The organism is Oxalobacteraceae bacterium OTU3CAMAD1 (assembly GCA_024123915.1).
Taxonomy (GTDB): Bacteria; Pseudomonadota; Gammaproteobacteria; order Burkholderiales; family Burkholderiaceae_D; genus Rugamonas.
Genome location: CP099650.1, coordinates 6,917,913 through 6,939,575 on the forward strand (window position 1 = coordinate 6,917,913; position 21,663 = coordinate 6,939,575).

21 protein-coding genes are annotated in these 21,663 nt (G+C 63.9%); 7 read left to right on the top strand and 14 right to left on the bottom strand.

The features are described from left to right. Positions 1 to 4: 4 nt before the first annotated feature. The gene (locus NHH88_29615) at positions 5 to 1,195 is read left to right on the top strand and encodes a glycoside hydrolase family 88 protein (GenBank protein ID USX13759.1); all 1,191 of its coding nucleotides are present in this window, start codon (positions 5 to 7) and stop codon (positions 1,193 to 1,195) included. A 15-nt stretch (positions 1,196 to 1,210) separates the two neighbouring features. Beyond that, positions 1,211 to 2,038 carry a hypothetical protein gene (locus NHH88_29620; protein ID USX13760.1) on the top strand — a complete coding sequence of 276 codons (828 nt, stop codon included), beginning with the start codon at positions 1,211 to 1,213 and terminating at the stop codon, positions 2,036 to 2,038. 126 nt (positions 2,039 to 2,164) lie between these two features. On the opposite strand, the gene NHH88_29625 is transcribed toward NHH88_29620, so the two are convergent. Together NHH88_29625 and NHH88_29630 are read right to left on the bottom strand one after the other, a co-directional pair. Further along, positions 2,165 to 2,719, bottom strand: a complete 555-nt coding sequence (locus tag NHH88_29625; protein ID USX17474.1) for a lytic transglycosylase domain-containing protein — start codon at positions 2,717 to 2,719, stop codon at positions 2,165 to 2,167. Positions 2,720 to 2,766: 47 nt separating this feature from the next. Continuing rightward, positions 2,767 to 4,503 carry a proline--tRNA ligase gene (locus tag NHH88_29630; protein USX13761.1) on the bottom strand — a complete coding sequence of 579 codons (1,737 nt, stop codon included), beginning with the start codon at positions 4,501 to 4,503 and terminating at the stop codon, positions 2,767 to 2,769. Between the two features lie 202 nt (positions 4,504 to 4,705). Here NHH88_29630 and NHH88_29635 point away from each other — a divergent pair, with 202 nt between their 5' ends. Both NHH88_29635 and NHH88_29640 read left to right on the top strand, forming a co-directional pair. Beyond that, the gene (locus tag NHH88_29635; protein USX13762.1) at positions 4,706 to 5,362 is read left to right on the top strand and encodes an RNA pyrophosphohydrolase; all 657 of its coding nucleotides are present in this window, start codon (positions 4,706 to 4,708) and stop codon (positions 5,360 to 5,362) included. Positions 5,363 to 5,465: 103 nt separating this feature from the next. Next, on the top strand, positions 5,466 to 5,894 hold the full coding sequence (locus NHH88_29640; protein USX13763.1) for a DUF1841 family protein: 429 nt from the start codon (positions 5,466 to 5,468) through the stop codon (positions 5,892 to 5,894). 58 nt (positions 5,895 to 5,952) lie between these two features. Here the strand turns inward: NHH88_29640 and mqo are convergent, their stop codons facing one another. The 3 genes from mqo to NHH88_29655 form a co-directional block, all read right to left on the bottom strand. Continuing rightward, a complete protein-coding gene (mqo, locus tag NHH88_29645) occupies positions 5,953 to 7,560 on the bottom strand; it encodes a malate dehydrogenase (quinone) (GenBank protein ID USX13764.1) in 1,608 nt (535 codons plus the stop codon). Positions 7,561 to 7,935: 375 nt separating this feature from the next. Further along, a complete protein-coding gene (locus tag NHH88_29650; protein ID USX13765.1) occupies positions 7,936 to 8,277 on the bottom strand; it encodes a cytochrome c in 342 nt (113 codons plus the stop codon). 11 nt (positions 8,278 to 8,288) lie between these two features. Further along, a complete protein-coding gene (locus NHH88_29655; GenBank protein USX13766.1) occupies positions 8,289 to 8,633 on the bottom strand; it encodes a cytochrome c in 345 nt (114 codons plus the stop codon). 218 nt (positions 8,634 to 8,851) lie between these two features. Here NHH88_29655 and NHH88_29660 point away from each other — a divergent pair, with 218 nt between their 5' ends. Genes NHH88_29660 through NHH88_29670 form a run of 3 tightly spaced genes read left to right on the top strand, consistent with a single transcriptional unit; the run spans position 8,852 to position 11,470 of the window. Beyond that, complete coding sequence (locus tag NHH88_29660; GenBank protein ID USX13767.1) at positions 8,852 to 9,706, top strand: MoxR family ATPase; 855 nt, start codon at positions 8,852 to 8,854, stop codon at positions 9,704 to 9,706. Further along, positions 9,706 to 10,299, top strand: a complete 594-nt coding sequence (locus NHH88_29665; GenBank protein USX13768.1) for a GNAT family N-acetyltransferase — start codon at positions 9,706 to 9,708, stop codon at positions 10,297 to 10,299. The genes NHH88_29660 and NHH88_29665 overlap by 1 nt, the downstream gene beginning before the upstream one ends. Before the next feature lies 1 nt (position 10,300). Continuing rightward, a complete protein-coding gene (locus tag NHH88_29670) occupies positions 10,301 to 11,470 on the top strand; it encodes a hypothetical protein (GenBank protein ID USX13769.1) in 1,170 nt (389 codons plus the stop codon). A 111-nt stretch (positions 11,471 to 11,581) separates the two neighbouring features. Here NHH88_29670 and NHH88_29675 read toward each other — a convergent pair whose 3' ends face one another. From NHH88_29675 to NHH88_29715, 9 genes are all read right to left on the bottom strand, one after another. Next, positions 11,582 to 12,271: a winged helix-turn-helix domain-containing protein gene (locus NHH88_29675; protein USX13770.1), complete on the bottom strand. Its 690-nt coding sequence runs from the start codon at positions 12,269 to 12,271 to the stop codon at positions 11,582 to 11,584. A 22-nt stretch (positions 12,272 to 12,293) separates the two neighbouring features. Further along, the gene (locus tag NHH88_29680; GenBank protein USX13771.1) at positions 12,294 to 13,232 is read right to left on the bottom strand and encodes a lysophospholipase; all 939 of its coding nucleotides are present in this window, start codon (positions 13,230 to 13,232) and stop codon (positions 12,294 to 12,296) included. Positions 13,233 to 13,302: 70 nt separating this feature from the next. Then, positions 13,303 to 14,001: a two-component system response regulator KdpE gene (kdpE, locus tag NHH88_29685; GenBank protein USX17475.1), complete on the bottom strand. Its 699-nt coding sequence runs from the start codon at positions 13,999 to 14,001 to the stop codon at positions 13,303 to 13,305. Between the two features lie 14 nt (positions 14,002 to 14,015). Further along, complete coding sequence (gene kdpD / locus NHH88_29690) at positions 14,016 to 16,811, bottom strand: two-component system sensor histidine kinase KdpD (GenBank protein USX17476.1); 2,796 nt, start codon at positions 16,809 to 16,811, stop codon at positions 14,016 to 14,018. 15 nt (positions 16,812 to 16,826) lie between these two features. Continuing rightward, positions 16,827 to 17,417, bottom strand: coding sequence for a potassium-transporting ATPase subunit KdpC (kdpC, locus tag NHH88_29695; protein ID USX13772.1), 591 nt, complete (start codon positions 17,415 to 17,417; stop codon positions 16,827 to 16,829). Between the two features lie 10 nt (positions 17,418 to 17,427). Next, entirely contained in the window at positions 17,428 to 19,473 is a 2,046-nt protein-coding gene (kdpB, locus tag NHH88_29700; GenBank protein USX17477.1) for a potassium-transporting ATPase subunit KdpB, read from the bottom strand. Positions 19,474 to 19,545: 72 nt separating this feature from the next. Beyond that, positions 19,546 to 21,363 (bottom strand): potassium-transporting ATPase subunit KdpA, encoded by a 1,818-nt coding sequence (gene kdpA, locus NHH88_29705; protein USX13773.1) that lies wholly within the window; start codon positions 21,361 to 21,363, stop codon positions 19,546 to 19,548. Then, positions 21,363 to 21,452, bottom strand: coding sequence for a potassium-transporting ATPase subunit F (locus tag NHH88_29710; GenBank protein USX13774.1), 90 nt, complete (start codon positions 21,450 to 21,452; stop codon positions 21,363 to 21,365). The genes kdpA and NHH88_29710 overlap by 1 nt, the downstream gene beginning before the upstream one ends. Continuing rightward, a complete protein-coding gene (locus NHH88_29715) occupies positions 21,449 to 21,541 on the bottom strand; it encodes a potassium ABC transporter ATPase (protein USX13775.1) in 93 nt (30 codons plus the stop codon). The genes NHH88_29710 and NHH88_29715 overlap by 4 nt, the downstream gene beginning before the upstream one ends. Between the last annotated feature and the right edge of the window lie 122 nt (positions 21,542 to 21,663).

Here is a 21,663-nt window from a genome sequence, read left to right on the forward strand (position 1 = left end):
ACCTATGTCCGTATCCCTGAACGCCGCCGTCATCGAACCGTTGAAAGGCGCCACCCCGCCCGACCAGCAAAGCCGGCAGATGCTCACGCGCGCGCTCGACCAGGCGCTGGCGTCGATCGACCGCAACCTGGCCCACTTCGGCGACGAGTTCCCGGCGCCATCGAGCACGGCCGGCGTCTACCCGGCCATCGGCAATATCGAATGGACCAACGGCTTCTGGACCGGCATGCTGTGGCTGGCCTACGAAGCGACCGGCGCCCAGCGCTACCGCGACGCCGCCGAGCGCCACGTGCTCAGCTTCCACCAGCGGCAAGCGGAAAAGATCAACGTCAACCACCACGACCTGGGATTCCTGTACAGCCTGTCGTGCGTGTCGGCGTACAAGCTCACCGGCAGCGCCGTCGCAGCCGAGGCGGCGATGGGCGCGGCGCATCTGCTGCTGGAGCGCTACCAGCCGCGCGCCGGCATCATCCAGGCGTGGGGCGACCTGAACGATCCCGAGCAAAGCGGCCGCATGATCATCGACTGCAACCTCAACCTGCCGCTGCTGTACTGGGCCAGCGAGCACAGCGGCGACCTGCGCTTCCGCCAGGCCGCCGACCGGCATATCGACATGGCGGCGCGCCACATCGTGCGGCCGGACGGCTCGACCTTCCACACCTTCTTCTTCGACACGGCCACCGGCCTGCCGCGCCACGGCAAGACGCACCAAGGCTTCGCCGACGACTCGTGCTGGGCGCGCGGCCAGGCGTGGGGCATCTCCGGCTTCCCGCTGGTGTTCCGCCACAACGGCGACACGCGTTTGCTGGACTTGTCCAAGGTGCTGGCCAACTACTACCTGAACCGGTTGCCGGAAGACGGCATCTGCTACTGGGACTTGATCTTCACGTCGGGCGAGGAAGAGCGCGACAGCTCGGCCGCCGCCATCGCCGCCTGCGGCCTGCTGGAGCTGGCCAAGAACCTGCCGCTGCTCGACCCGCTGCGCGCCGATTACGAGGCCGCCGCGTTGCGCACCGTGCGGCAGCTGTCCGAACACTACGCGGACACGAGCGGCGCGGCCGGCGGCGGGCTGCTACGGCACGCCGTCTATCACAAACCGCACCGCATCGGCATCGACGAAAGCTGCATCTGGGGCGACTACTTTTATTTCGAATCCCTGGTGCGCCTGAGCCGCACGTGGGAACCCTACTGGTAACGAGGACATCAACACATGACACTGACACACAAACTGCTCGCCATCGACGAAGGCCGCCAGCGCATTTCCCTGGTCGACACCACGCGTCCGGGGGCGCTATGGTCGCGCGATCTGGCCGACTTCCCGCTGGCGCGCGACATGCAGCGCCTTGACGACGACCGCGTGTTGATCGGCTTTGAACGTGGCTTCTTCGAGCTGCGGATCGGCACGGGCGAAGTACTGGCCTCGTGCGACCGCTGGAGCGACGTCACCTCCGTGTGCCGTCTGGACGATGGTTCGACGCTGGTGGCAGGCTACAACCTGGATGGCGCCGGCGGCATCAACGTGCTGACATTGGACCGCGATTTCAAACTGACGCACACGGCCCGCCGCGACGGCGACTACGTGCGGCTGATGCGGCGCACGGCCGGCGGCGGCTATCTGCTGTGCATGAACGATCACATCCTGGAGACCGACAGCGCGCTCAATGCCGTGCGCGAGTTGCGGGCGCCGGGCTTCTTTCATGCGTGGAAGGCGGAGCAATGCGCGGACGGCACGACGTTGGTCTCGGCCGGATATGGTGGTTTCATGGCGCGCTTCGACGCGCAAGGCGAGTTGCTTGCAACGTTTGGTGGCGAAGCCGACGTGCCGGCGGAAGTCGCGCCGTTTTTCTACGCCACCTTCCAGCAGTTGGACGATGGGCGGCTGATCGTCGCCAACTGGCAGGGCCACGGTCCGGACAACGGCGGCAAAGGACGGCAGTTATTAGAATTCGACAGTGAGGGGCGCCTGCTCGGCAGCTGGTCCGATCCCGAGAACATCTCGTCACTTCAGGGTATTTTGATACTGGGGCCTGGGACATAGACAAATTCTGAACCACGTAGGGCGGATTAGGCGGAACGCCGTAATCGGCCATCGACGAGCCGCCGACGGCGCAACCATGGCCGATTACGCTTCGCTAATCCGCCCTACGTGGTTTAGAAGACGTTCCTACTTCCAATTATTCCACGCCGTGAGTACGGCGTTCGGGTATTGCGGCCTGCCACGGCTGCCGTTGTAGCGGCCCAGCGCGAGGTAGAGGTTGCCACCTTCCATATCGATGTACATGCGCAAGATCGCGCAGCCGTACCGCAAGTTGGTTTGCATATTGAACAGGGCGCTGCGGTCGCGGTCGCCGATTACGTTGGTCCAGAACGGCATCACTTGCATATACCCGCGCGCGCCCACCAGCGAGACCGCGTACTTGCGATACGCCGATTCGACCTGGATCAGGCCCAGCACCATGCCCGGCTCCAGCCCGGCGCGGCGCGACTCGTACCACACGGTGGCAAGGAATTCATGGCGGGTTTGCTCGTCGGGCAGCTTGCGCTTGAGGCGCGCCGACATCTGCGCCAGCCAGCCTTCGTAACGCAGCCGTTCGGCGTCGTTACGGAAGGTGATGCGCGGCGGCGTCGCATCCTTGATGCTGTTGGCGAGGGCGACGCGGACCGAATCGGCCAGCGCCTCCTCCTTCTGATTGCCGGCTTGCGCGGCCGGCGCCATCATCGATGACAGCGCCAGAGCCAACAATGCGCCGGCTAGACTACATTTGTTCACTGCGACATTTTGCCCTGGATGAAGCTGATCACATCGGCCACCGGCACGGCGGTCGCTTCGGTGTCGCGGCGGCCCTGGTATTCCAGGTTGCCTTCCTTCAGGCCACGGTCGCCAATGACCACGCGGTGCGGCACGCCGATCAGCTCCCAGTCGGCGAACATGCCGCCCGGACGCAGGCCACGGTCGTCGAGGATGACGTCGATTCCGGCCGCCTGCGCGTCGGCGTACAGCTTCTCGGCCGCTTCCTTGACCGCTTCGCTGCGGTCCATGCCCATCGGGCACAGCACCAGTTCGAACGGCGCCAGCGATGTCGGCCAGATGATGCCCTTGTCGTCGAAGTTCTGCTCGATCGCCGCGCCCAGGATGCGGGTGATGCCGATGCCGTAGCAACCCATCTGCAGCGGCGCCGGTTTGCCGTTCTCGTCGAGGAAGGTGGCCTTCATCGATTCCGAGTACGCGGTGCCGAGCTGGAACACGTGGCCCACTTCGATGCCGCGCTCGATCGCCAGCACGCCCTTGCCGTCGGGCGAGGCGTCGCCTTCGACGACGTTGCGCAGGTCGGCGACGATGGCAGGTTCGGCCACGTCGCGGCCCCAGTTGGCGCCGGTGTAGTGGAAGCCGGCGTCGTTGGCGCCGCAGACGAAGTCTGCCATGTTGGCGACGGTGCGGTCGGCCACCACGGTGACAGCGGCCTTGGTGCCGATCGGACCCAGGTAGCCGGGCACGCAGCCGTACACTTCCAGGATTTCCGCCTCGGTCGAGAAGCGGTGATCGGCCAGGCCGGCCACTTTGCCCATCTTGACTTCGTTCAGCTCATGGTCGCCGCGCAGCAGCAACATGAAATACTGTTTAGCCACTTTGCCGTCTTTTTCGGTCTCGACGGTCAGCGCCAGCGTCTTGACGGTCTGCGCCAGCGGCAGCTTGAGCTGCTCGGCGACCAGCTCGCACTTGGTGGCGTCCGGCGTGGAAACTTTGGTCAATTCTTGGGCGGCGGCTGGACGGGTGGCGTTCAGCGGCAAGGCTTCGGCCGCTTCCATGTTGGCTGCGTAGTCGGAGGTCGGGCAGTAGACGACCGCGTCCTCGCCGGTGCTGGCGATGACGTGGAATTCGTGCGAACCGGTGCCGCCGATGGCGCCGTTGTCGGCCGCCACGGCGCGGAACTTCAGGCCGAAGCGGTTGAAGATGCGCACATAGGCGTCATACATGATCTTGTACGACGCTTGCATGCCGGCCAGGTCGCGGTCGAACGAGTAGGCGTCCTTCATGGTGAACTCGCGGCCGCGCATCAGGCCGAAGCGTGGGCGGCGTTCGTCGCGGAACTTGGTCTGAATGTGGTAAAAATTCAACGGAAGTTGACGGTACGATTTAATTTCCGAGCGGACAACGTCGGTGATGACTTCCTCGGCGGTCGGCTGGAAGGCGAATTCGCGGCCGTGGCGATCCTTGATGCGAAGCAACTCTGCGCCCATCTTGTCCCAGCGGCCCGTTTCCTGCCACAGTTCGGCCGGCTGGATCAGCGGCATCAGCAGCTCAATGGCGGCGGACTTGTTCATCTCTTCGCGTACGATCGCTTCGACTTTGCGGATGACGCGCAGGCCCATCGGCATGTACGTGTAGATGCCCGAGCCCAGGCGCTTGATCATGCCGGCGCGCATCATTAACTGGTGACTGACGATCTCGGCGTCGGAAGGCGCTTCTTTAAGCGTGGAAATAAAAAATCGTGAGGCGCGCATACGGTGAATTCTTTTTAAAAAGAGAGAGTTATAATCAACCTAATTTTAAAGGATTAGCTGGCTGATGCGTCCATACTTTATACAAATGCGTTCAATAGATGGCCCTTCGACCGTTTTCGTACCCCGAAAACCCAGCCGAAGAGTCTTTTTATGGGCAAAAATATAAGCAGGGAGCTCAGTCGCAGAAAGTTTGAGGTGCAATATGCTCGATCGGGAGGGGTTTCGGCCCAACGTCGGCATCATCCTGCTCAACGCCCAGAACGAGGTGTGGTGGGGCAAACGCGTGCGTGAGCATTCGTGGCAGTTTCCGCAAGGTGGCATCAAATACGGAGAAACGCCTGAGCAGGCGATGTACCGGGAGTTGGAGGAAGAGATCGGCCTGCGGGCCGAGCACGTAAAAATCGTCGGCCGCACCCGCGACTGGCTGCGCTATGAGGTGCCGGATCATTTCATCAAGCGGGAAATCCGCGGCCATTACCGTGGGCAGAAGCAGATTTGGTTCCTGCTGCGCATGTGCGCGCGCGACAACGACGTCAACCTGCGCCTGACGGACCATCCGGAATTCGACGCCTGGCGCTGGCACGAGTACTGGGTGCCGCTCGATGTGGTGATCGAGTTCAAGCGCGACGTCTACCAGCGCGCGCTGCAGGAGCTCTCGCGCTTCCTGACTTGGCCGGCCAACGGCCATGATCGACGCCAGCACGGCTCGCGCTACCTGCGCCAGCCGCACGCGCCGCGTCCGAACCCGGAACCACCGGGATCGGCCTGCGCGCCGGCCGAGGCGGTTTCAACGGCCACCGCGACCACCGTGGCCGCCGTCGCGGCAGGGCCGGCCGAGCCGGTCAAAAGCGACAGCTGAACGGTTAGCAGGACGGCAATAAAGACAGCAACAAGGACCACAACAAAAAAAGCGGGGCAGGCACACTGTCCCGCTTTTTTTTCGCCGGAGGTACAATGGCGGCATGTTCAATCCATCATCCGACGACGTCCGCCGCTTCTTCTGCGAGGCCTACCGCAAGCAGCGGGCCAACGAAATCCTCACCCCGCTCGAAGCGATGGCGGCCGACTGGGCGCGCCACCACCCCGAATACCACGACGTACTGGCCGACGTCGACACGGCGCTGTCGCGCGACTACTCGGTGGAGGGCGCGCAAGCCAATCCCTTCCTGCACCTGTCGATGCACCTGTCGATCGACGAGCAGATCTCGATCGACCAGCCGCGCGGCATCCGCGACGCCGCCACCGCCCTCACCCTCAAGCTCGACTCCGCGCACGAAGCGCAGCACGAGATCATGGAATGCCTGGGCGAGATGATCTGGAACGCCCAGCGCACCGGCACCCCGCCGGACGGCGACGCCTACATCGAAGCCGTCAAGCGCCGCATCAAATAAAACAACGGATGAAAAAAGCCACGCGGTTGCGTGGCTTTTGTCTTTGCGGCGGCTTGCTTTACTTGGCTGCGGTCTCCGCCGGAGCGGCGGCGACTGCCGGCTCGTCCAAGGTGAACGCCTTCAGACCCAGGATGTCGCTGCTGTAGTGGCGAATCTTGTTCGCCAGCACAGGATCGCTGTTCAGCTTGTGACCGTAGGACGGCACCATGGCCTTCATCTTCGCGTCCCATTCCGGCGTGGCCAGCTTGGCCTTGAACGCGGTCTGCAACACTTTGATCATGATCGGCGGCGCGGTCGAGGCGCCGGGCGAGGCGCCCAGCAGCGCGACGATGCTGCCGTCGGCCGAACCGACCACTTCGGTACCGAACTGCAGCAGGCCGCCTTTTTCAGGGTCGTCCTTGACGATCTGTACGCGCTGGCCGGCGTTTTGCAGCGTCCAGTCTTCCAGCTTGGCGGTCGGCAGGTACTCTTTCAGCGCGGCCAGACGGTCTTCAGGCGAGTTCATCACCTGGCCGACCAGATACTTGGTCAGCGGGATGTTGTCGTAGCCGGCTTGCAGCATCGGACGGACGTTGCCGCTGTCGATCGAGGCCGGCAGGTCGAGCCACGAACCGTTTTTCAGGAACTTGGTCGAGAACGTGGCGAACGGGCCGAACAGCAGCGCTTTCTTGCCGTCGATGATGCGGGTGTCCAGGTGCGGCACCGACATCGGCGGCGAGCCGACCGACGCCTTGCCGTACACCTTGGCCGCGTGCTGGTCGATCAGCGCCTGGTTGGTGGTGACCAGCCATTGGCCGCCGACCGGTACGCCGCCGTAGCCCTTGGCTTCCGGGATGCCCGATTTTTCCAGCAGCGGCAGCGAACCGCCGCCGGCGCCGATGAAGACGAACTTGGCGCGCACGGTCTTGACCGAGTCGTCGGCCAGGTTCTTGACGGTGACGTTCCAGTTGCCGTCGGTGCCGCGCTTGATGTCTTCCACCTGGTGACGCAGGTTGAGGGTGGTGCCGTGGGTGTCGGTCAGGTGCTTGACCAGCGCGCGCGTGAGGTTGCCGAAATTGACGTCGGTGCCGATTTCCATGCGGGTGGCGGCCACTTTCTGGCCCTTGTCGCGGCCGGTCATGATCAGCGGCGCCCATTGCTGGATGACGGCCGGATCTTCCGAGTACAGCATGCCCTTGAACAGGTTTTCCTTCTGCAACGCGGCGTAGCGCTTGCGCAGGAAGTTGATGTTGTCGTCGCCCCAGACAAAGGCCATGTGCGGCACGTTGTTGATGAAGGTTTGCGGCGCGCCGATGTACTTGTTCTTGACCTGGTAGGCCCAGAATTGCTTGGAAATCTCGAACTGCTCGTTGATTTCGACCGCTTTCTTGGTCTCGATGTGGCCGTCGGCCGCTTCCGGCGTGTAGTTCAGCTCAGCGAAGGCCGAGTGGCCGGTGCCGGCGTTGTTCATCGCATCGGAGCTCTCGGCGGCGACCGAATCCATGCGCTCGTAGATGGCCATGGTCAGGCTCGGGTCCATTTCCTTGAGCATCGCGCCCAGTGTGGCGCTCATGGTGCCGGCGCCGACCAACAGCACGTCGACCGGTTTGTCGGCTGAGGGCGCCGGCGATTTGCTACATGCCGCCAGGATCAGGCACGACATCAAAATTAATAATGACTTACGCATACGTAACTCCATTCATAGGTACTGACTGTATTCGGGACTGGCGTTACCGGCCATCCCGCACGCGATGGCGCCGGGAAGTGGCATTCGAAGGTGGCTGGTCGTCCTTGGCGGTGACTGCGCGCGGACGAAGAGGGTGACGGCTGCCGATGCTTGCCCAATGCTTATTGGCGGCGAAAACCGACAATAGAATTGAGCGAGTGTCCATAGATATTATCAAGAAAGAGGATTTTAGCAGCGCAAGGTTGGCGCAAGATGAGGGATAACACTTAAGGAAGGCGGAAGAAACTACGTAGACGGGCGCAAAAAAATCGGCAAAAAGATGCAAAAAAGCCACGCAATGCGTGGCTTTTCGGGGCTGGAGGTCACCGCGATGGCCTAGCGGTGCACCACCAGGCTGCCCGGCAGGCTGTTGAAATACGCCGCCAGATCCTTGATGTCCTGATTGGTCAGCGGCTTGACCTGGCCGGTCATGATGGCGTTGTTGCGGCCGTTGGCGCCATCGCCGCGCTTGTAGCCGATCAGCGCGTGCTGAAGGTAATCCTTGTGCTGGCCGGCCAGCTTCGGATAGCTGGGGTCGATCGGGGAGTTGTAATCCTTGCCATGGCAGGTGAAGCAGCTGTACTTGTCGGCCACGGCCTTGCCGGCGGCGACATTGCCGCCAGCGACGGCGGCGAACGACAGGGTGGAACAGAACAGTGCGGCGATCAGTTTTTTCATAGTGGCGGTCCTCATTTCGCGGCGGTGCGCGTCTGCTGCGCATAGAAGGCTGCAACGTCGGCGATATCCTGGTCCGACAGGCTGGCGGCGATGCCCTTCATGGATGGGTGCTTGCGATCGCCCTTCTTATAGGCCTGCAGCGCGTTTTCAATATACTTGGCCGACTGTCCGCCGATCATCGGCACCTGAAACACTTCCGGGAAGGTGGCTTTATAGCCCGGAATTCCATGACAACCGATACACATTTCAACCTTGGCCTTGGCGTTCTGGGCGTTGCCCACGATTTCCGCCGCGGTGGCGACCTGGACGGTCTGGGCGAGGCCTGCGAGCACGAGAAGTGCGGTGATTTTTTTCATGGTGTTTGCAAGGTAAGTAATCGGATACTACCGCGGATGCAAAACTTGACTTTTGCACTATTAGCCTGCGATTCTAACTCAAGAAATTTTTCTAAGCTACACAGAATCATTGCCGGAACAACACAGTGCCGAGGCCGCCTATCGGGGTGATACCGGGCCACAACATCGGCCAATCTCCCCTATACTCGACAAATCCCATTTTCACCGAGACATAACGCATGCAAGCCACCCCACGCTTTGAGGGTTCCGACCAGTACGTCGCGACCAATGACCTGAAACTGGCCGTGAATGCGGCCCTGACGCTGCAACGCCCGCTGCTGATCAAGGGCGAGCCGGGCACCGGCAAGACCATGCTGGCCGAGGAAGTGGCCGCCGCGCTGAACATGCCGCTGATGCAATGGCACATCAAGTCGACCACCAAGGCGCAACAAGGTTTGTACGAATACGACGCGGTGTCGCGTTTGCGCGACTCCCAGCTCGGCGACGAGCGTGTGCGCGACATCCAAAACTACATCGTCAAGGGGGTGCTGTGGCAGGCTTTCACGGCGCCGGAGCCGGTCGTTTTGCTGATCGACGAAATCGACAAGGCGGACATCGAGTTCCCCAACGACCTGCTGCGCGAGCTCGATCGGATGGAGTTCTACGTCTACGAGACGCGCGAAATGGTACGCGCGGTGCACCGCCCGCTGGTGATCATCACCTCCAACAACGAAAAGGAGCTGCCCGACGCCTTCCTGCGCCGCTGCTTCTTCCACTATATTAAATTCCCCGACCGCGACACGATGGAGCAGATCGTCGCCGTGCACTACCCTAATCTGAAGAAGGATCTGCTGGCGCAGGCGCTGCAAAGCTTCTACGAGGTGCGCGACGTGCCGGGCCTGAAGAAAAAGCCGTCGACGTCCGAATTCCTGGACTGGCTCAAGCTCCTGATGGCCGAGGACATCCCCGCCGAGGCGCTGCGCAGCCAGGACGCCAAAGCCATCGTGCCGCCGCTGCACGGCGCGTTGCTCAAGAACGAGCAGGACGTGCATCTGTTCGAGCGCCTGGTGTTCATGTCGAGGACCAACCGCTGATGAAAGTCCCCTCCCCGGTCATCCTGGAATTGAACGGCGTGCGCCTCGAGCCCCTCGGGCCGCAGCACGCCGAAGGCCTGCTGGCCGCCGCGCAGGACGGCGAGCTGTGGACCCTGCGAGTCACTTCCGTGCCGGCGCCGAACGAAGTGGACGCCTATATCGACAAGGCGCTGGAGATGCGTCCCACCCGGCTGGCCTTCGCCGTGATCGACACCGTCACCGGTGCCGTCGTCGGCACGACCAGTTATCACGACATCGTCCCGGGCATCGCTCGCATGGAGATCGGCTACACCTGGTACGCCAAAAGCCGTCAGCGCAGCCACGTCAACTCCACCTGCAAGCTGCTGCTGATGACGCACGCGTTCGAGAAACTGGGCGCGGCGCTGGTCGGACTGCGCACCGATAACTTCAACCACGCCTCGCAGGCGGCCATCGAGCGCCTGGGCGCGCGCAAGGACGGCGTGCTGCGCCACCACGCCGTGCGGCGCGACGGCACCGTGCGCGACACGGTCATGTACAGCATCACCGCCGGCGAATGGCCGGAGATCAAGGCGCAGCTGCGCTACCGTCTGGAACGGCACGGGAAGGCCTGAGATGCTGATCGATTTCTTCTTCACCCTCAAGGACGCCAAGATCCCGGTCACGATCAAGGAGTTTTTGACCCTGCTTGAAGCCATGCGAAAAAACGTCATCGACGCCTCGCTCGACGACTTCTATTACTTGTCGCGCCTCACCTTGGTGAAGGACGAGGCGCACTTCGACAAATTCGACCGCGCCTTCGGCATGTACTTCAAGGGTATTAACGATGTCTTCGAGACCAACAGCGCGATCCCGCTGGACTGGCTGCTGCAGCGCATGAAGCGTGAGCTCAGCGACCAGCAAAGGGCCGAGCTGGAGAAATTCGGCTACGACAAGCTGATGGACCGCCTGCAGGAACTGCTCAAGGAGCAGAAGGAGCGCCACGAAGGCGGCAGCAAATGGATAGGCACGGGCGGCACCTCGCCCTTCGGCAACGGCGGCACCAATCCGGAGGGCGTGCGCATCGGCGGCAAGGGCGGCAACCGCACGGCGGTCAAGGTGTGGGAGGCGCGCGCGTATAAAGACTACGACGGCGACAAGGAAATCGGCACGCGCAACATCAAGGTCGCGCTGCGACGCTTGCGCAAGTTCGCGCGCCAGGGCGCCGAGGAGGAACTGGCGCTCGACGCCACCATCCGCGCCACGGCCAGCAACGCCGGCTACCTGGACATCAAGATGCAGCCAGAGCGCAAGAACAACATCAAGGTGCTGATGCTGTTCGACGTGGGCGGGACGATGGACGATCATATCGAGCGCACCGAGGAGCTGTTCTCGGCGTCGAAGACGGAGTTCAAGAACATGGAGTTCTTCTACTTCCACAACTGCGTTTATGACTATATGTGGAAGAACAACCGGCGCAGGCATTCGGAGCGGTTTCCGACGTGGGACATCCTGCGCAAGTATCCGGCGGATACCAAGCTGATTTTTGTCGGCGATGCGACCATGAGTCCCTATGAGGTGCTGCAGCCGGGGGGATCGGTCGAGTACAACAACGCGGAAGCGGGCAGCGAGTGGCTGGCGCGCTTTACCAACGCGTTTCCGAAATTCGTCTGGCTCAATCCGGAGCCGGAGGGAATTTGGCAGTACCGGCAATCGGTCAGCATCATCCGCCAGCTGATGAACAACCGGATGTTCCCGCTGACGATGGATGGGCTGGAGCGTGCCATGCGGACCTTGAGCAAGTGAAACCCGCAAGGCCACAAAGGGGTCGGACCCCATGGGGTCCGACCCCGCGATGGCTCACCGCCTTGCGGGTTTGGTTACGCCGTTGAACGCGGTCGCCCGTCGCCACGATCATCAGAAAAACGCCGCCAGCCTGTTGCCACCGGTGGCCGTCAACGTCAACTCCCGCGAATCCCGCTCGCGGCGCAGCCACCCTTGATTTATCCAAGCTTCCAACATCGCCACGGCCAGCGGTCCGGCAAAGTGATCTCGCCGCTCGGACCAGTCGACACAGCCGTACAACTGCCGCCGCCCTGTCCGCGCTTCCAGCACCTCCTTCGGCACACCCATTTGCGCCAGTCCCTCGCGCCCTGCCGCCGTCAACGCATAATCGCGGCCGCCCTCCTCCATCACCCAGCCCTGCGCCACCATCGCCTCGCACAAGCGCACGCCAAGCTCCCCCGCCAAATGCCCATAACAACTCCGCGCATGACGCAACCCGCGCATCGCCGGCTCCCGCCAACGCGTGGACTCCGGCAGCGCGCCATCGGCCACCCGCAGCAGCGCCTCCAGCGCATGCGCGACATCCGCATCGGCCAACATGAAATAGCGGTGCCGCCCTTGCGCCCGTACCTGCGCCAGCCCCTCGTCCACCAGCAGCTTTAGGTGCTGAGAAGCGGTGGAGGCAGCCACACCCGCATGCTCGGCCAGCTCGGTGGCCGTATAACAACGCCCGTCGAGCAGCCGTGACAACATCAGCGCCCGCGTGGGATCGCCAATGGCGGCGGCCACGCGCGCGAAACGCGGCTGTCCCGGCGCCATCATGGTCGCACCGCCTCGATCATCATCATCCTCCACGCTCCTGCAAAAACTTGTTCACCTCATTGTAGAGGAGTCCGCGCCGCGCCTCCAGATGCATCAAATGCGTGGCGCCGGGGATAATCGCAGACACGCGCACGGCGCCGCCCAGCTCTTCCAGCAGGCGACGGGCGTCGTCGGCATCACAGACGCTGTCCCATTCGCCACGCACCAGCAAGGTAGGCGCCACAATGAGCGACGGATCGTAAAGCGCCTTCCCCGACCACATGGCCCGAACATCCAACTGCGGCCCGGCCGGCGTGCTCACCGCCGGCGGCGTGCGCAGGTGGGCATCGGAATCCGTTTTCAGGAAGGCCGCGCCCCAACTCTCAAAATGCGCTTCATCGAATACCTGCGGCTGGCCGCGCGGCACATCCTCGACAAAGCGGCGGTACTGCGCCCACAGCGTCAGCGGATAATGCGACGGCTGGCTGGCGGCCGACGGCGGCGGCGCGATTGCCGCCGATGCGCGTACCGTCACGGGCGCAAACAGCACCAACGCATCGACTTCATCCTGATACGCGGCGGCGTATGCGGCGGCCACCGTCGCGCCCCACGAATGTCCCAGCAACGATAGTCGACGCTGGCCGTTGCGCTGCCTTACCGCACCTACCGCCCTCCGCAACTGCGGCAGAACTTCGGCCAGGCTGCCGACAGCGTGGCCGGAAGCGACAGCATAGCGCTCGGACTCCCCATAGCCGGCAAAGTCGAGCCCCCAAACGGTGAAGCCGGCATCGTTCAAGGCATCGGCCCAACTGCGGCCGTCCAGCGCGTAAAGCACCGACAGATCCGCCCCGAATGTGGAGCCGTGAACGTACAGCACGTCGCCGCGCGAGCCGGCGGCGCGCCGCACCTGCATCGCCAGCTTCGGCCCATCAGGGCTGGTCACAAAAAAACGCTCATGCGGCACGGTTGTCTGCTCAGGCATATAGTCTCCTCGATAACGATGCGTAGACTATAGCGGCGCGATCGCCGCGACACTTCGGCGCGGAGCGAAGTTAGAATTGCAGGCGATAACCAACAGCTGTTTCGGTCAATAGGTGACGGGGCTGGGCCGGATCGGCCTCCAGCTTATGCCGCAGATGCCCCATGTAGATGCGCAGATAGTGGCCGTTCTCGCCTTGCGACGGCCCCCATACGGCGCGCAGTAACTGCGGATTGGTCATCACGCGGCCGGCGTTACCCACCAAAACCGCGAGCAGGCGATACTCGGTCGGCGTGAGGTGGACATTCTCCCCGGCGCGCGTGACGCGGCGATTCTTCAAGTCCACCGCAACGTCGCCGAAGACGATCAGGCCATCATTGTCGGCCGCCGGCTGGCGCTGGCGCCGCAAGGTGGCGCGCACCCGCGCCAGCAACTCGCCGACGCCGAACGGTTTGGTCAGATAATCGTCCGCCCCGGCGTCGAGCGCGCGGATCTTGTCGGCTTCGTTGACCCGCGCCGACAACACGATCACCGGCACCGTCGACCATTTGCGCAGATCGGCGACGAAATCGATGCCGTCGCCATCGGGCAGACCCAGATCGAGCACGATCAGGTCCGGTTTGCGGGTGCCGGCGTCGATCAGGCCACGCTGCATGGTCGCTGCCTCGTGCACCTGCCAGCCCTCCTCCTCCAACGCGGCACGCACGAAACGGCGGATCTGCGGCTCGTCCTCGACCAGCAAGGCAATGGGGGCGGTCGCTACGTCATTCATCTGCGTCATTCATATCAGCTATCCTGTTCCAGCTCCTGCATCTCCGGCATTTCCGGCGGCGTGCCAAGCGGCAGCGAGATCGTGAAGCCCGCTCCGCCCAACGGCGACGGCAACGCCGCGATGCGCCCGCCGTGCGCCTCGACAATGGCGCGGCAGATCGCCAGCCCCAGACCGACACCCGGCTTGGCCGATTCCCGTTCGCCGCGCGTGAATTTCTCGAAGACGGCTTCCTCGCGTCCCGGCGGCAAACCCGGACCGTCATCATAAACCAGGATATTGATCCAGGCGCCATGCAGTTCGGCGGCGATGACGATCTGCGATCCCGGCGGCGTATATTTGCCGGCGTTTTCCACCAGGTTGCACAGTACCCGTTCGATCAGCACGGCGTCGTAGCGCAGCAGCGGCAGGTCGGACGGCAACCGCGTGCGCACCAAATGGCCCTTCAACAGCGAGGCGCTGGCGCGCAGCGCGCTGCCCACCACCTCCTCCAGCGGCTGCCATTGGAGGTTGAATTTCACCTCCCCGCTCTGGATGCGCGCCATGTCGAGCAGATTCGAAACCAGGGCGCTCATGCGCAGCGCCTCGTCGTGCAGCGCGGCCGCCATATCCAACTGTGAGGGCGCGAGCGCAGGTTTCGATCCGGCCAGCGATTCGGACAGGCCGACCAGAGACGTCAGCGGCGTGCGCAGGTCGTGCGACAGCGCCGCCAGCAGCGAATTGCGCAGCCGCTCGGACTCCATGTTGACCAGCGCATTCTGCGCCACTTCAATGTAATGCACCCGTTCCAGCGCAATGGCGGCCAACGCGGCGAAGGTGTCGAGCTGCTGCCGCTGCTCGGGGATCAGTATCCAGCGCGCGTTCGCCGGTTCGATCGCCAGCACGCCGCGCGTGCGCATCGGCGCTTCCAGAGGCAGGTAGAAAATCCGGCTGGCCGGCAAGGTGCCGGTGCCCAGGCCCGCGCTTTCGGCGTGGTCGAACGACCATTGGGCGATAGCCATGTCGAGCGCGGAGCGGTGCGCGATATAGGCGGCATCGACGGCCTGGGCGCCGCCTCCGCCGTTGCCGGCTGGAGGCATCCGAAGATGGCCCTCGTCGTCCGGCACCATCAGGGTGGAGCGTGCGTGGAAGGCGCGCTGGACCGCCGCCTGCGTGGTCTCGAATATTTGCTCGGTTTGCAGCGCGCCGGACAGCTCGCGCGCGAACTCGTACAGCGCGCGCGAGCGCTTTTCGCGCTGCGATGCGATGCGCGCCTCGAAGCGCAGGCCGGCGGTCAAATGGCCGGTGATCAGCCCCACCGCCAGCATCACGACAAACGTGATCACGTACTGGAAATCGGTCACGGCGAACGTGAAGCGCGGCGGGACGAAGAAGAAGTCGAAGCAGGCCACACTCACGCAGGTGCCCAGCACCGATGGTCCGCGACCAAAGCGCACCGCCACCAGCACCACCATCAGCAAAAACAGCATCGCGATGTTGGCCAGGTCGAGCCAGACCGCCAGCGGCGTTGCCACCAGCGCGGTGGCAACGCTGGCCGCGACGGCGATCAGGTAACCGGTGGCACGGCTGCGCAGCCACGGCACTTTCACGCCGGGATCATCGGCGTCGCCGGCCAAGGCGCCTGCGCCGTCGTCGCGGCCAATGGGAACCGGCGATGCCGTCTCCGGCTCCTTGCTCGCCCGGCCAATTTCAATCAGGTCCAGGTCCGGCGCGTAGAGCGCCAGACGCTTGATATGCGGCGGGCGCCAAGGCCAAGTCGGCTGGGCGCGGCCGACCACGATCTTGGACAGGTTGTGTCCGCGCGCGTACTCCACGGCCGCCAAGGCGATGTCGCGCCCGGAAATGACCGCCGTGGTCGCGCCAAGGCTTTCCGCCAGCTTGAGGGTTCTGAGGATCTGCTCGCGCCGCGCGGCGGGCAGCCGGTGCAGCGAGGGCGTCTCGACGTAGATCGCATGCCAGCCGGTGCCAAGCTGGCCGGCTAGCCGCGCCGTGCTGCGCACCGTGTGCTCGCCGCCGGGACGCGGGCCGACGCAGGCCAGCAGCGCGGCGCCGGTCTTCCAGATGTCTGCGATCGATTGCTCGACGCGGTAGGCGCGCACGTCGTCCTCGACCCGGTCGGCGGTGCGGCGCAGCGCCAGCTCGCGCAGCGCGATCAGATTCCCTTTGCGGAAGAAGTTCTTCGACGCGCGCTCGGCCTGCAGCTCCTGATAGACCTTGCCGCTTTTAAGACGCGCCAGCAGCTCGTCGGCCGGGATATCGACCAGCACCACCTCGTCGGCCTGGTCGAACACCGTGTCGGGCACCGTCTCGCCGACCCGGATGCCGGTGATGCCGCCGACGACATCGTTGAGGCTTTCAAGATGCTGCACGTTGACGGTGGTGAGCACGTCGATGCCGGCGTCGAGCAGTTCTTCGATGTCCTGCCACCGTTTGGGATGGCGCGAGCCGGGCGCGTTGGAGTGCGCCAGTTCGTCCATGAGGATCAGCGGCGGGCGCCGGGCAAGCGCGCCATCGAGATCGAATTCGCTCAGGGTTTTGCCGCGATAGTCGATCCGCTTGGGCGGCAGCACGTCCAGGTCCCCCAGCATGGCGGCCGTCTCGCCGCGTCCGTGGGTTTCGACCACGCCGACCAGCACTTCCTGCCCTTCGGCCCGCAGCTTGCGGGCGGCGGCCAGCATCGCGTAGGTCTTGCCGACGCCGGCCGAGGCCCCGAAGTAGATGCGCAGCTTGCCGCGTGCCGCCTTGCGCTCCTGCGCCTGCACCTGCGCCAGCAGCGCATCGGGGTCGGGTCGTTGGCTCTCGTTGGGGAACATGGACATGCGGTGATTCTACCGCTTGTCGAGGCTTGCCGTCCCATCCAGCGCCAGATTCAGCACCAGAACATTGACCCTCGGCTCGCCGAAGAAACCGAACACCTGGGCGATCTGATGGCGGTCGATCAGCGCCAGCACCTCCTTGGCGGGCAGCTTACGCTCGGCGGCGATGCGGCCGGCCTGATAGCGCGCGGCGGCCACGCTGATCTCGGGATCGAGGCCGCTGGCGGACGCCGTCACCAGATCGACCGGAATGGGAGCGCTGTTGGAGGGATCGGCCGCCTTGAGCGCATCGATTCGCCCCTTGACGGCATCCAGCAGCGCGGGGTTGTTCGGTCCCTGGTTCGAGCCGCTGGACCCGGCCGCGTTGTTTGGCATAGGCCCAGTGGCCGACGGACGGCCCCAGAAATACTGCGGCGACGAGAACGACTGGCCGATCAGCGTCGAGCCGACCTCCTTGCCGCCTGCTTCCACCAGGCTGCCTGCCGCCTTGGCGGAGAACGCGGCGGCACCGATGCCGGTGACGGCGAGCGGGTAGACCACGCCGCAGATCAGGGTCAAGGCGCTGAAGACGACGACGGCGGGACGAATTGCGGAAAACGACATGATGTACTCCTTAAACCAGGTTAAGCGCCGACAGCAGCAGGTCGATGGCCTTGATGCCGACGAACGGCAGGATGATGCCGCCCACGCCGTACAGCAGCAGGTTGCGGCGCAACAGCGCGACGGCGCCGATGGCGCGGTAACGCACACCTTTGAGCGCCAGCGGGATCAGCGCGACGATGATCAGCGCGTTGAAAATGACCGCCGACATGATGGCCGACGACGGGCTGGCCAAGTGCATGATGTCGAGCGCCTTCAATTGCGGATAAGTGCCGACGAAGGCCGCCGGAATAATCGCAAAGTATTTGGCGATGTCGTTGGAGATCGAGAACGTTGTCAGCGAACCGCGCGTCATCAGCATCTGCTTGCCGATTTCGACGATCTCCAGCAGCTTGGTCGGATTCGAATCCAGGTCCACCATGTTGCCGGCCTCCTTGGCCGCCTGCGTGCCCGAGTTCATCGCCACGGCGACATCGGCCTGCGCCAGCGCAGGCGCGTCGTTGGTGCCGTCGCCGGTCATCGCCACCAACCGGCCCTCGGACTGGTAGCTGCGTATCAGTTTGAGCTTGTCCTCCGGCGTCGCCTCGGCCAGGAAGTCGTCCACGCCCGCCTCGGCGGCGATGGCGGCGGCGGTCAACTTGTTGTCGCCGGTGATCATGACGGTCTTGATGCCCATGCGGCGCAACTCGGCGAAACGCTCCTTGATGCCGCCCTTGACGATGTCCTTCAACTCCACTACGCCCATCACGCGGCCACCGTCAACCACCACCAGCGGCGTGCTGCCGCGCCGCGAGATGTCGTCGACGGCGCGGGTCACCTCGGCCGGGTATGGAAGGCCCAGGGACTCGACGTATTTGCGCACGGTGTCGGCTGCCCCTTTGCGGATCGCCCGGTCGCCGATATCGACGCCGCTCATGCGGGTTTGGGCGGTGAACGGCACGAACACCGCGTTCAGCGACGCCATCTCGCGCTCGCGCAGGTTGAACTTCTGCTTCGCCAGCACCACGATGCTGCGCCCTTCCGGCGTTTCGTCGGCCAGCGAGGCCAGTTGCGCGATGTCCGCCAACTGCTGGTCGGTCACGCCGGGCGCCGGCACGAATGACGACGCCTGGCGGTTGCCGAGCGTGATGGTGCCGGTTTTATCGAGCAGCAGCACGTCGACGTCGCCTGCCGCCTCCACCGCGCGGCCGGAGGTGGCGATCACGTTGGCCTGCATCATGCGGCTCATGCCCGCCACGCCGATGGCCGACAGCAGGCCGCCGATGGTGGTCGGGATCAGGCATACCAGCAGCGCGATCAGCACCGTGATGGTGACCGGCGTGCCGCTGCCGCTGGCCGCCACGGAAAACAGCGAAAACGGCAGCAAAGTCACGGTGACGATCAGGAACACGATGGTCAGCGCCACCAGCAGGATCGTCAGCGCGATCTCGTTCGGCGTTTTCTGGCGTTTGGCGCCTTCGACCATCGAGATCATGCGGTCGAGGAAGGTCTCGCCGGGGTTGGCGGTGACCTTGACCACCAGCCAGTCCGACAGCACGCGGGTGCCGCCAGTGACGGACGAGAAGTCGCCGCCGGACTCGCGGATCACCGGCGCAGATTCGCCGGTGATGGCGCTTTCGTCGACCGAGGCCACGCCTTCGACCACTTCGCCGTCGATCGGGATCACGTCGCCCGCCTCAACGAGGATGTAGTTACCCTTGCGTAGATCGAGCGCCGGCTGCGGCAGCCAGGTGGTGCCATGGTTCGGCGTGGCCAGTTTCTTGGCGACCACGGTTTGCTTCAAACTGCGCAGCGACGCCGCCTGCGCCTTGCTGCGGCCCTCGGCCATGGCCTCGGCGAAGTTCGCGAACAGCACCGTGAACCACAACCAGACGGTAATCGCCAGGATGAAACCGGGGCTGGTCTCGCCCTTGCCGAACAGCGCCTGCACATACAGCAAGGTGGTGATGATGCTGCCGACGTAGACCACGAACATCACGGGACTGCGCACCTGCGTTGCGGGACTGAGCTTGCGGAACGAGTCGGCGATGGCCGGCATCAGCAGCTCGCTATCGAACATGCCCTGCTTTTTGACCGGTGGATTGGTAAAGATGGTCATCTCTTTTTGGATAGTCTGCGACATGGTGATTCCTTATTTTGCAAACAGCTGCAAGTGGTCGACCATCGGGCCGAGCGCAAGCGCCGGAACATAATTGAGCACGCCGACCAGCGCCACCACGCCGCACAGCAGGCCGATGAACATCAGGCCGTGGGTCGGCATCGTGCCGGCATTCGCCTGCAAGCGGTTTTTACCGGCCAGCGAACCGGCGATGGCCAGGATCGGCACGATCATCGCGAAGCGTCCGAACCACATCGCCACCGCCAGCATGCTGTTGTAGAACGGCGTGTTGGCGGACAGGCCGGCGAAGGCGCTGCCGTTGTTGTTGGCGGCGGAGCTGAACGCGTACAGTATCTCGGAGAAGCCGTGGGCGCCGGGATTGGCGATGCCGGCCTTGCCGACGTCCGTCATGACGGCGATGGCGGTACCGACCAGCACCAGGGTCGGCGTCACCAGGATGGCGATGGAGGTCATCTTCATCTCGTAGGCCTGGATTTTCTTGCCCAGGTATTCCGGCGTGCGGCCGATCATCAGGCCGGCGATGAATACGGCCATGATAGCGAAGATCAGCATGCCGTACAGGCCGGAGCCGACGCCGCCAAAAATCACCTCGCCGAACTGGATCAACAGCATCGGGATCATGCCGCCGATCGGCATGAACGAATCGTGCATCGCGTTGACCGCGCCGCAGGAGGCGGCCGTCGTCACGGCGGCGAACAATGCCGAGGCGCTGATGCCGAAGCGGGTCTCCTTGCCTTCCATATTGCCGCCCGATTGCAGCGCGCTCATGGTCTGGTCGACGTTGAGCGCCTGTAGCGCGGGATGCGCCTGCTGCTCGGCGCCCAGCACCACGACCGTGGTGGCGACGAACAGCAACGTCATCGCGCCCAGCACCGCCCACCCCTGGCGCGGATCGCCCACCATGCGCCCGAACGCGAAGCACAAGCCCGCCGGGATCAGGAAGATGGCCAGCATCTGCATGAAGTTAGTCAGTGGCGTCGGATTCTCGTATGGATGCGCCGAGTTGGCGTTGAAGAAGCCGCCACCGTTCGTACCCAGCATCTTGATCGCCTCCTGCGATGCGACCGGTCCCATGGCGATGGTTTGCGTTTTGGCGATCAGCGTCTCGGTGACCGGCTCGCCCTTGGCGTCCTTCAGCGACTGGCCGTCGGCGCCGACTTTGGGCTGCGTGTAGGTGACCGGATCGAGCAGGGTCACCTCTTTATAGGCGGAGAAGTTCTGGATCACGCCCTGCCCCATCAGGAACACGGCGAAGACCAGCGACAGCGGCAGCAGCACATACAAGGTCGAACGGGTGGCGTCGACCCAGAAGTTACCGATCGACTTGGCCGAGCGCGAGGAAAAGCCCCGGATCAGCGCATAGGCGACGGCCATGCCGGTGGCGGCGGAGAAGAAATTCTGGCCGGTTAGCGCCAGCATCTGGGTCAGGTAGCTCATGGTCTGTTCGCCGCTGTAGCCCTGCCAGTTGGTGTTGGCGACGAAGCTGACGGCGGTGTTGAACGAGGAATCGGGGCTGATGTTGGCCATGCCCTGGGGATTGAGCGGCAAGAAGGCCTGCAGGCGCTGAAGCGCATAGACGGCCAGCGCGCCGATGCCGTTGAAGGCCAGTAGAGAGATGGCGTAGGCTTTCCAGTTCTGGCCTTCGGGCTTGCCGTCTTTACCGGTAATGCCGGCGGCGCGGTACAGCAGCGCCTCGATCTTGCCGATCCAGCCCATGCCCGGAATGGCGCCGTCGTCGCCGACGCGCGTCAACAGGATGCCCAGCGGGTAGGCCAATGCGATGACGGCGGCCAGGAACACCACCAGCAGAACGATCGATTGCATGGTCATCACAGTTCCTCCGCTTTCAGCAGCGCCACGATCAGATACACCAGCAGGCCGCCGGCGGCGACCGCGCCGATCACGTAGAAGAGGCTCATGGCTGGCCTCCCAGCTTGTCGCAACCGGCGGCAAAGGCCACGGTCACGGCGAAGAACACCACCATCGCACCGATAAATACTATGTCCATCACACCCTCACAGGTCTTGTTTTGATACTGGGAAGGTTAGCGGGATGGGTCTAAAGATTTTGTAAAGACTTGGAGGGGCGGTGTAAACAAACCGTAAAAATCAACGAAAGGCGCCGGTTCAC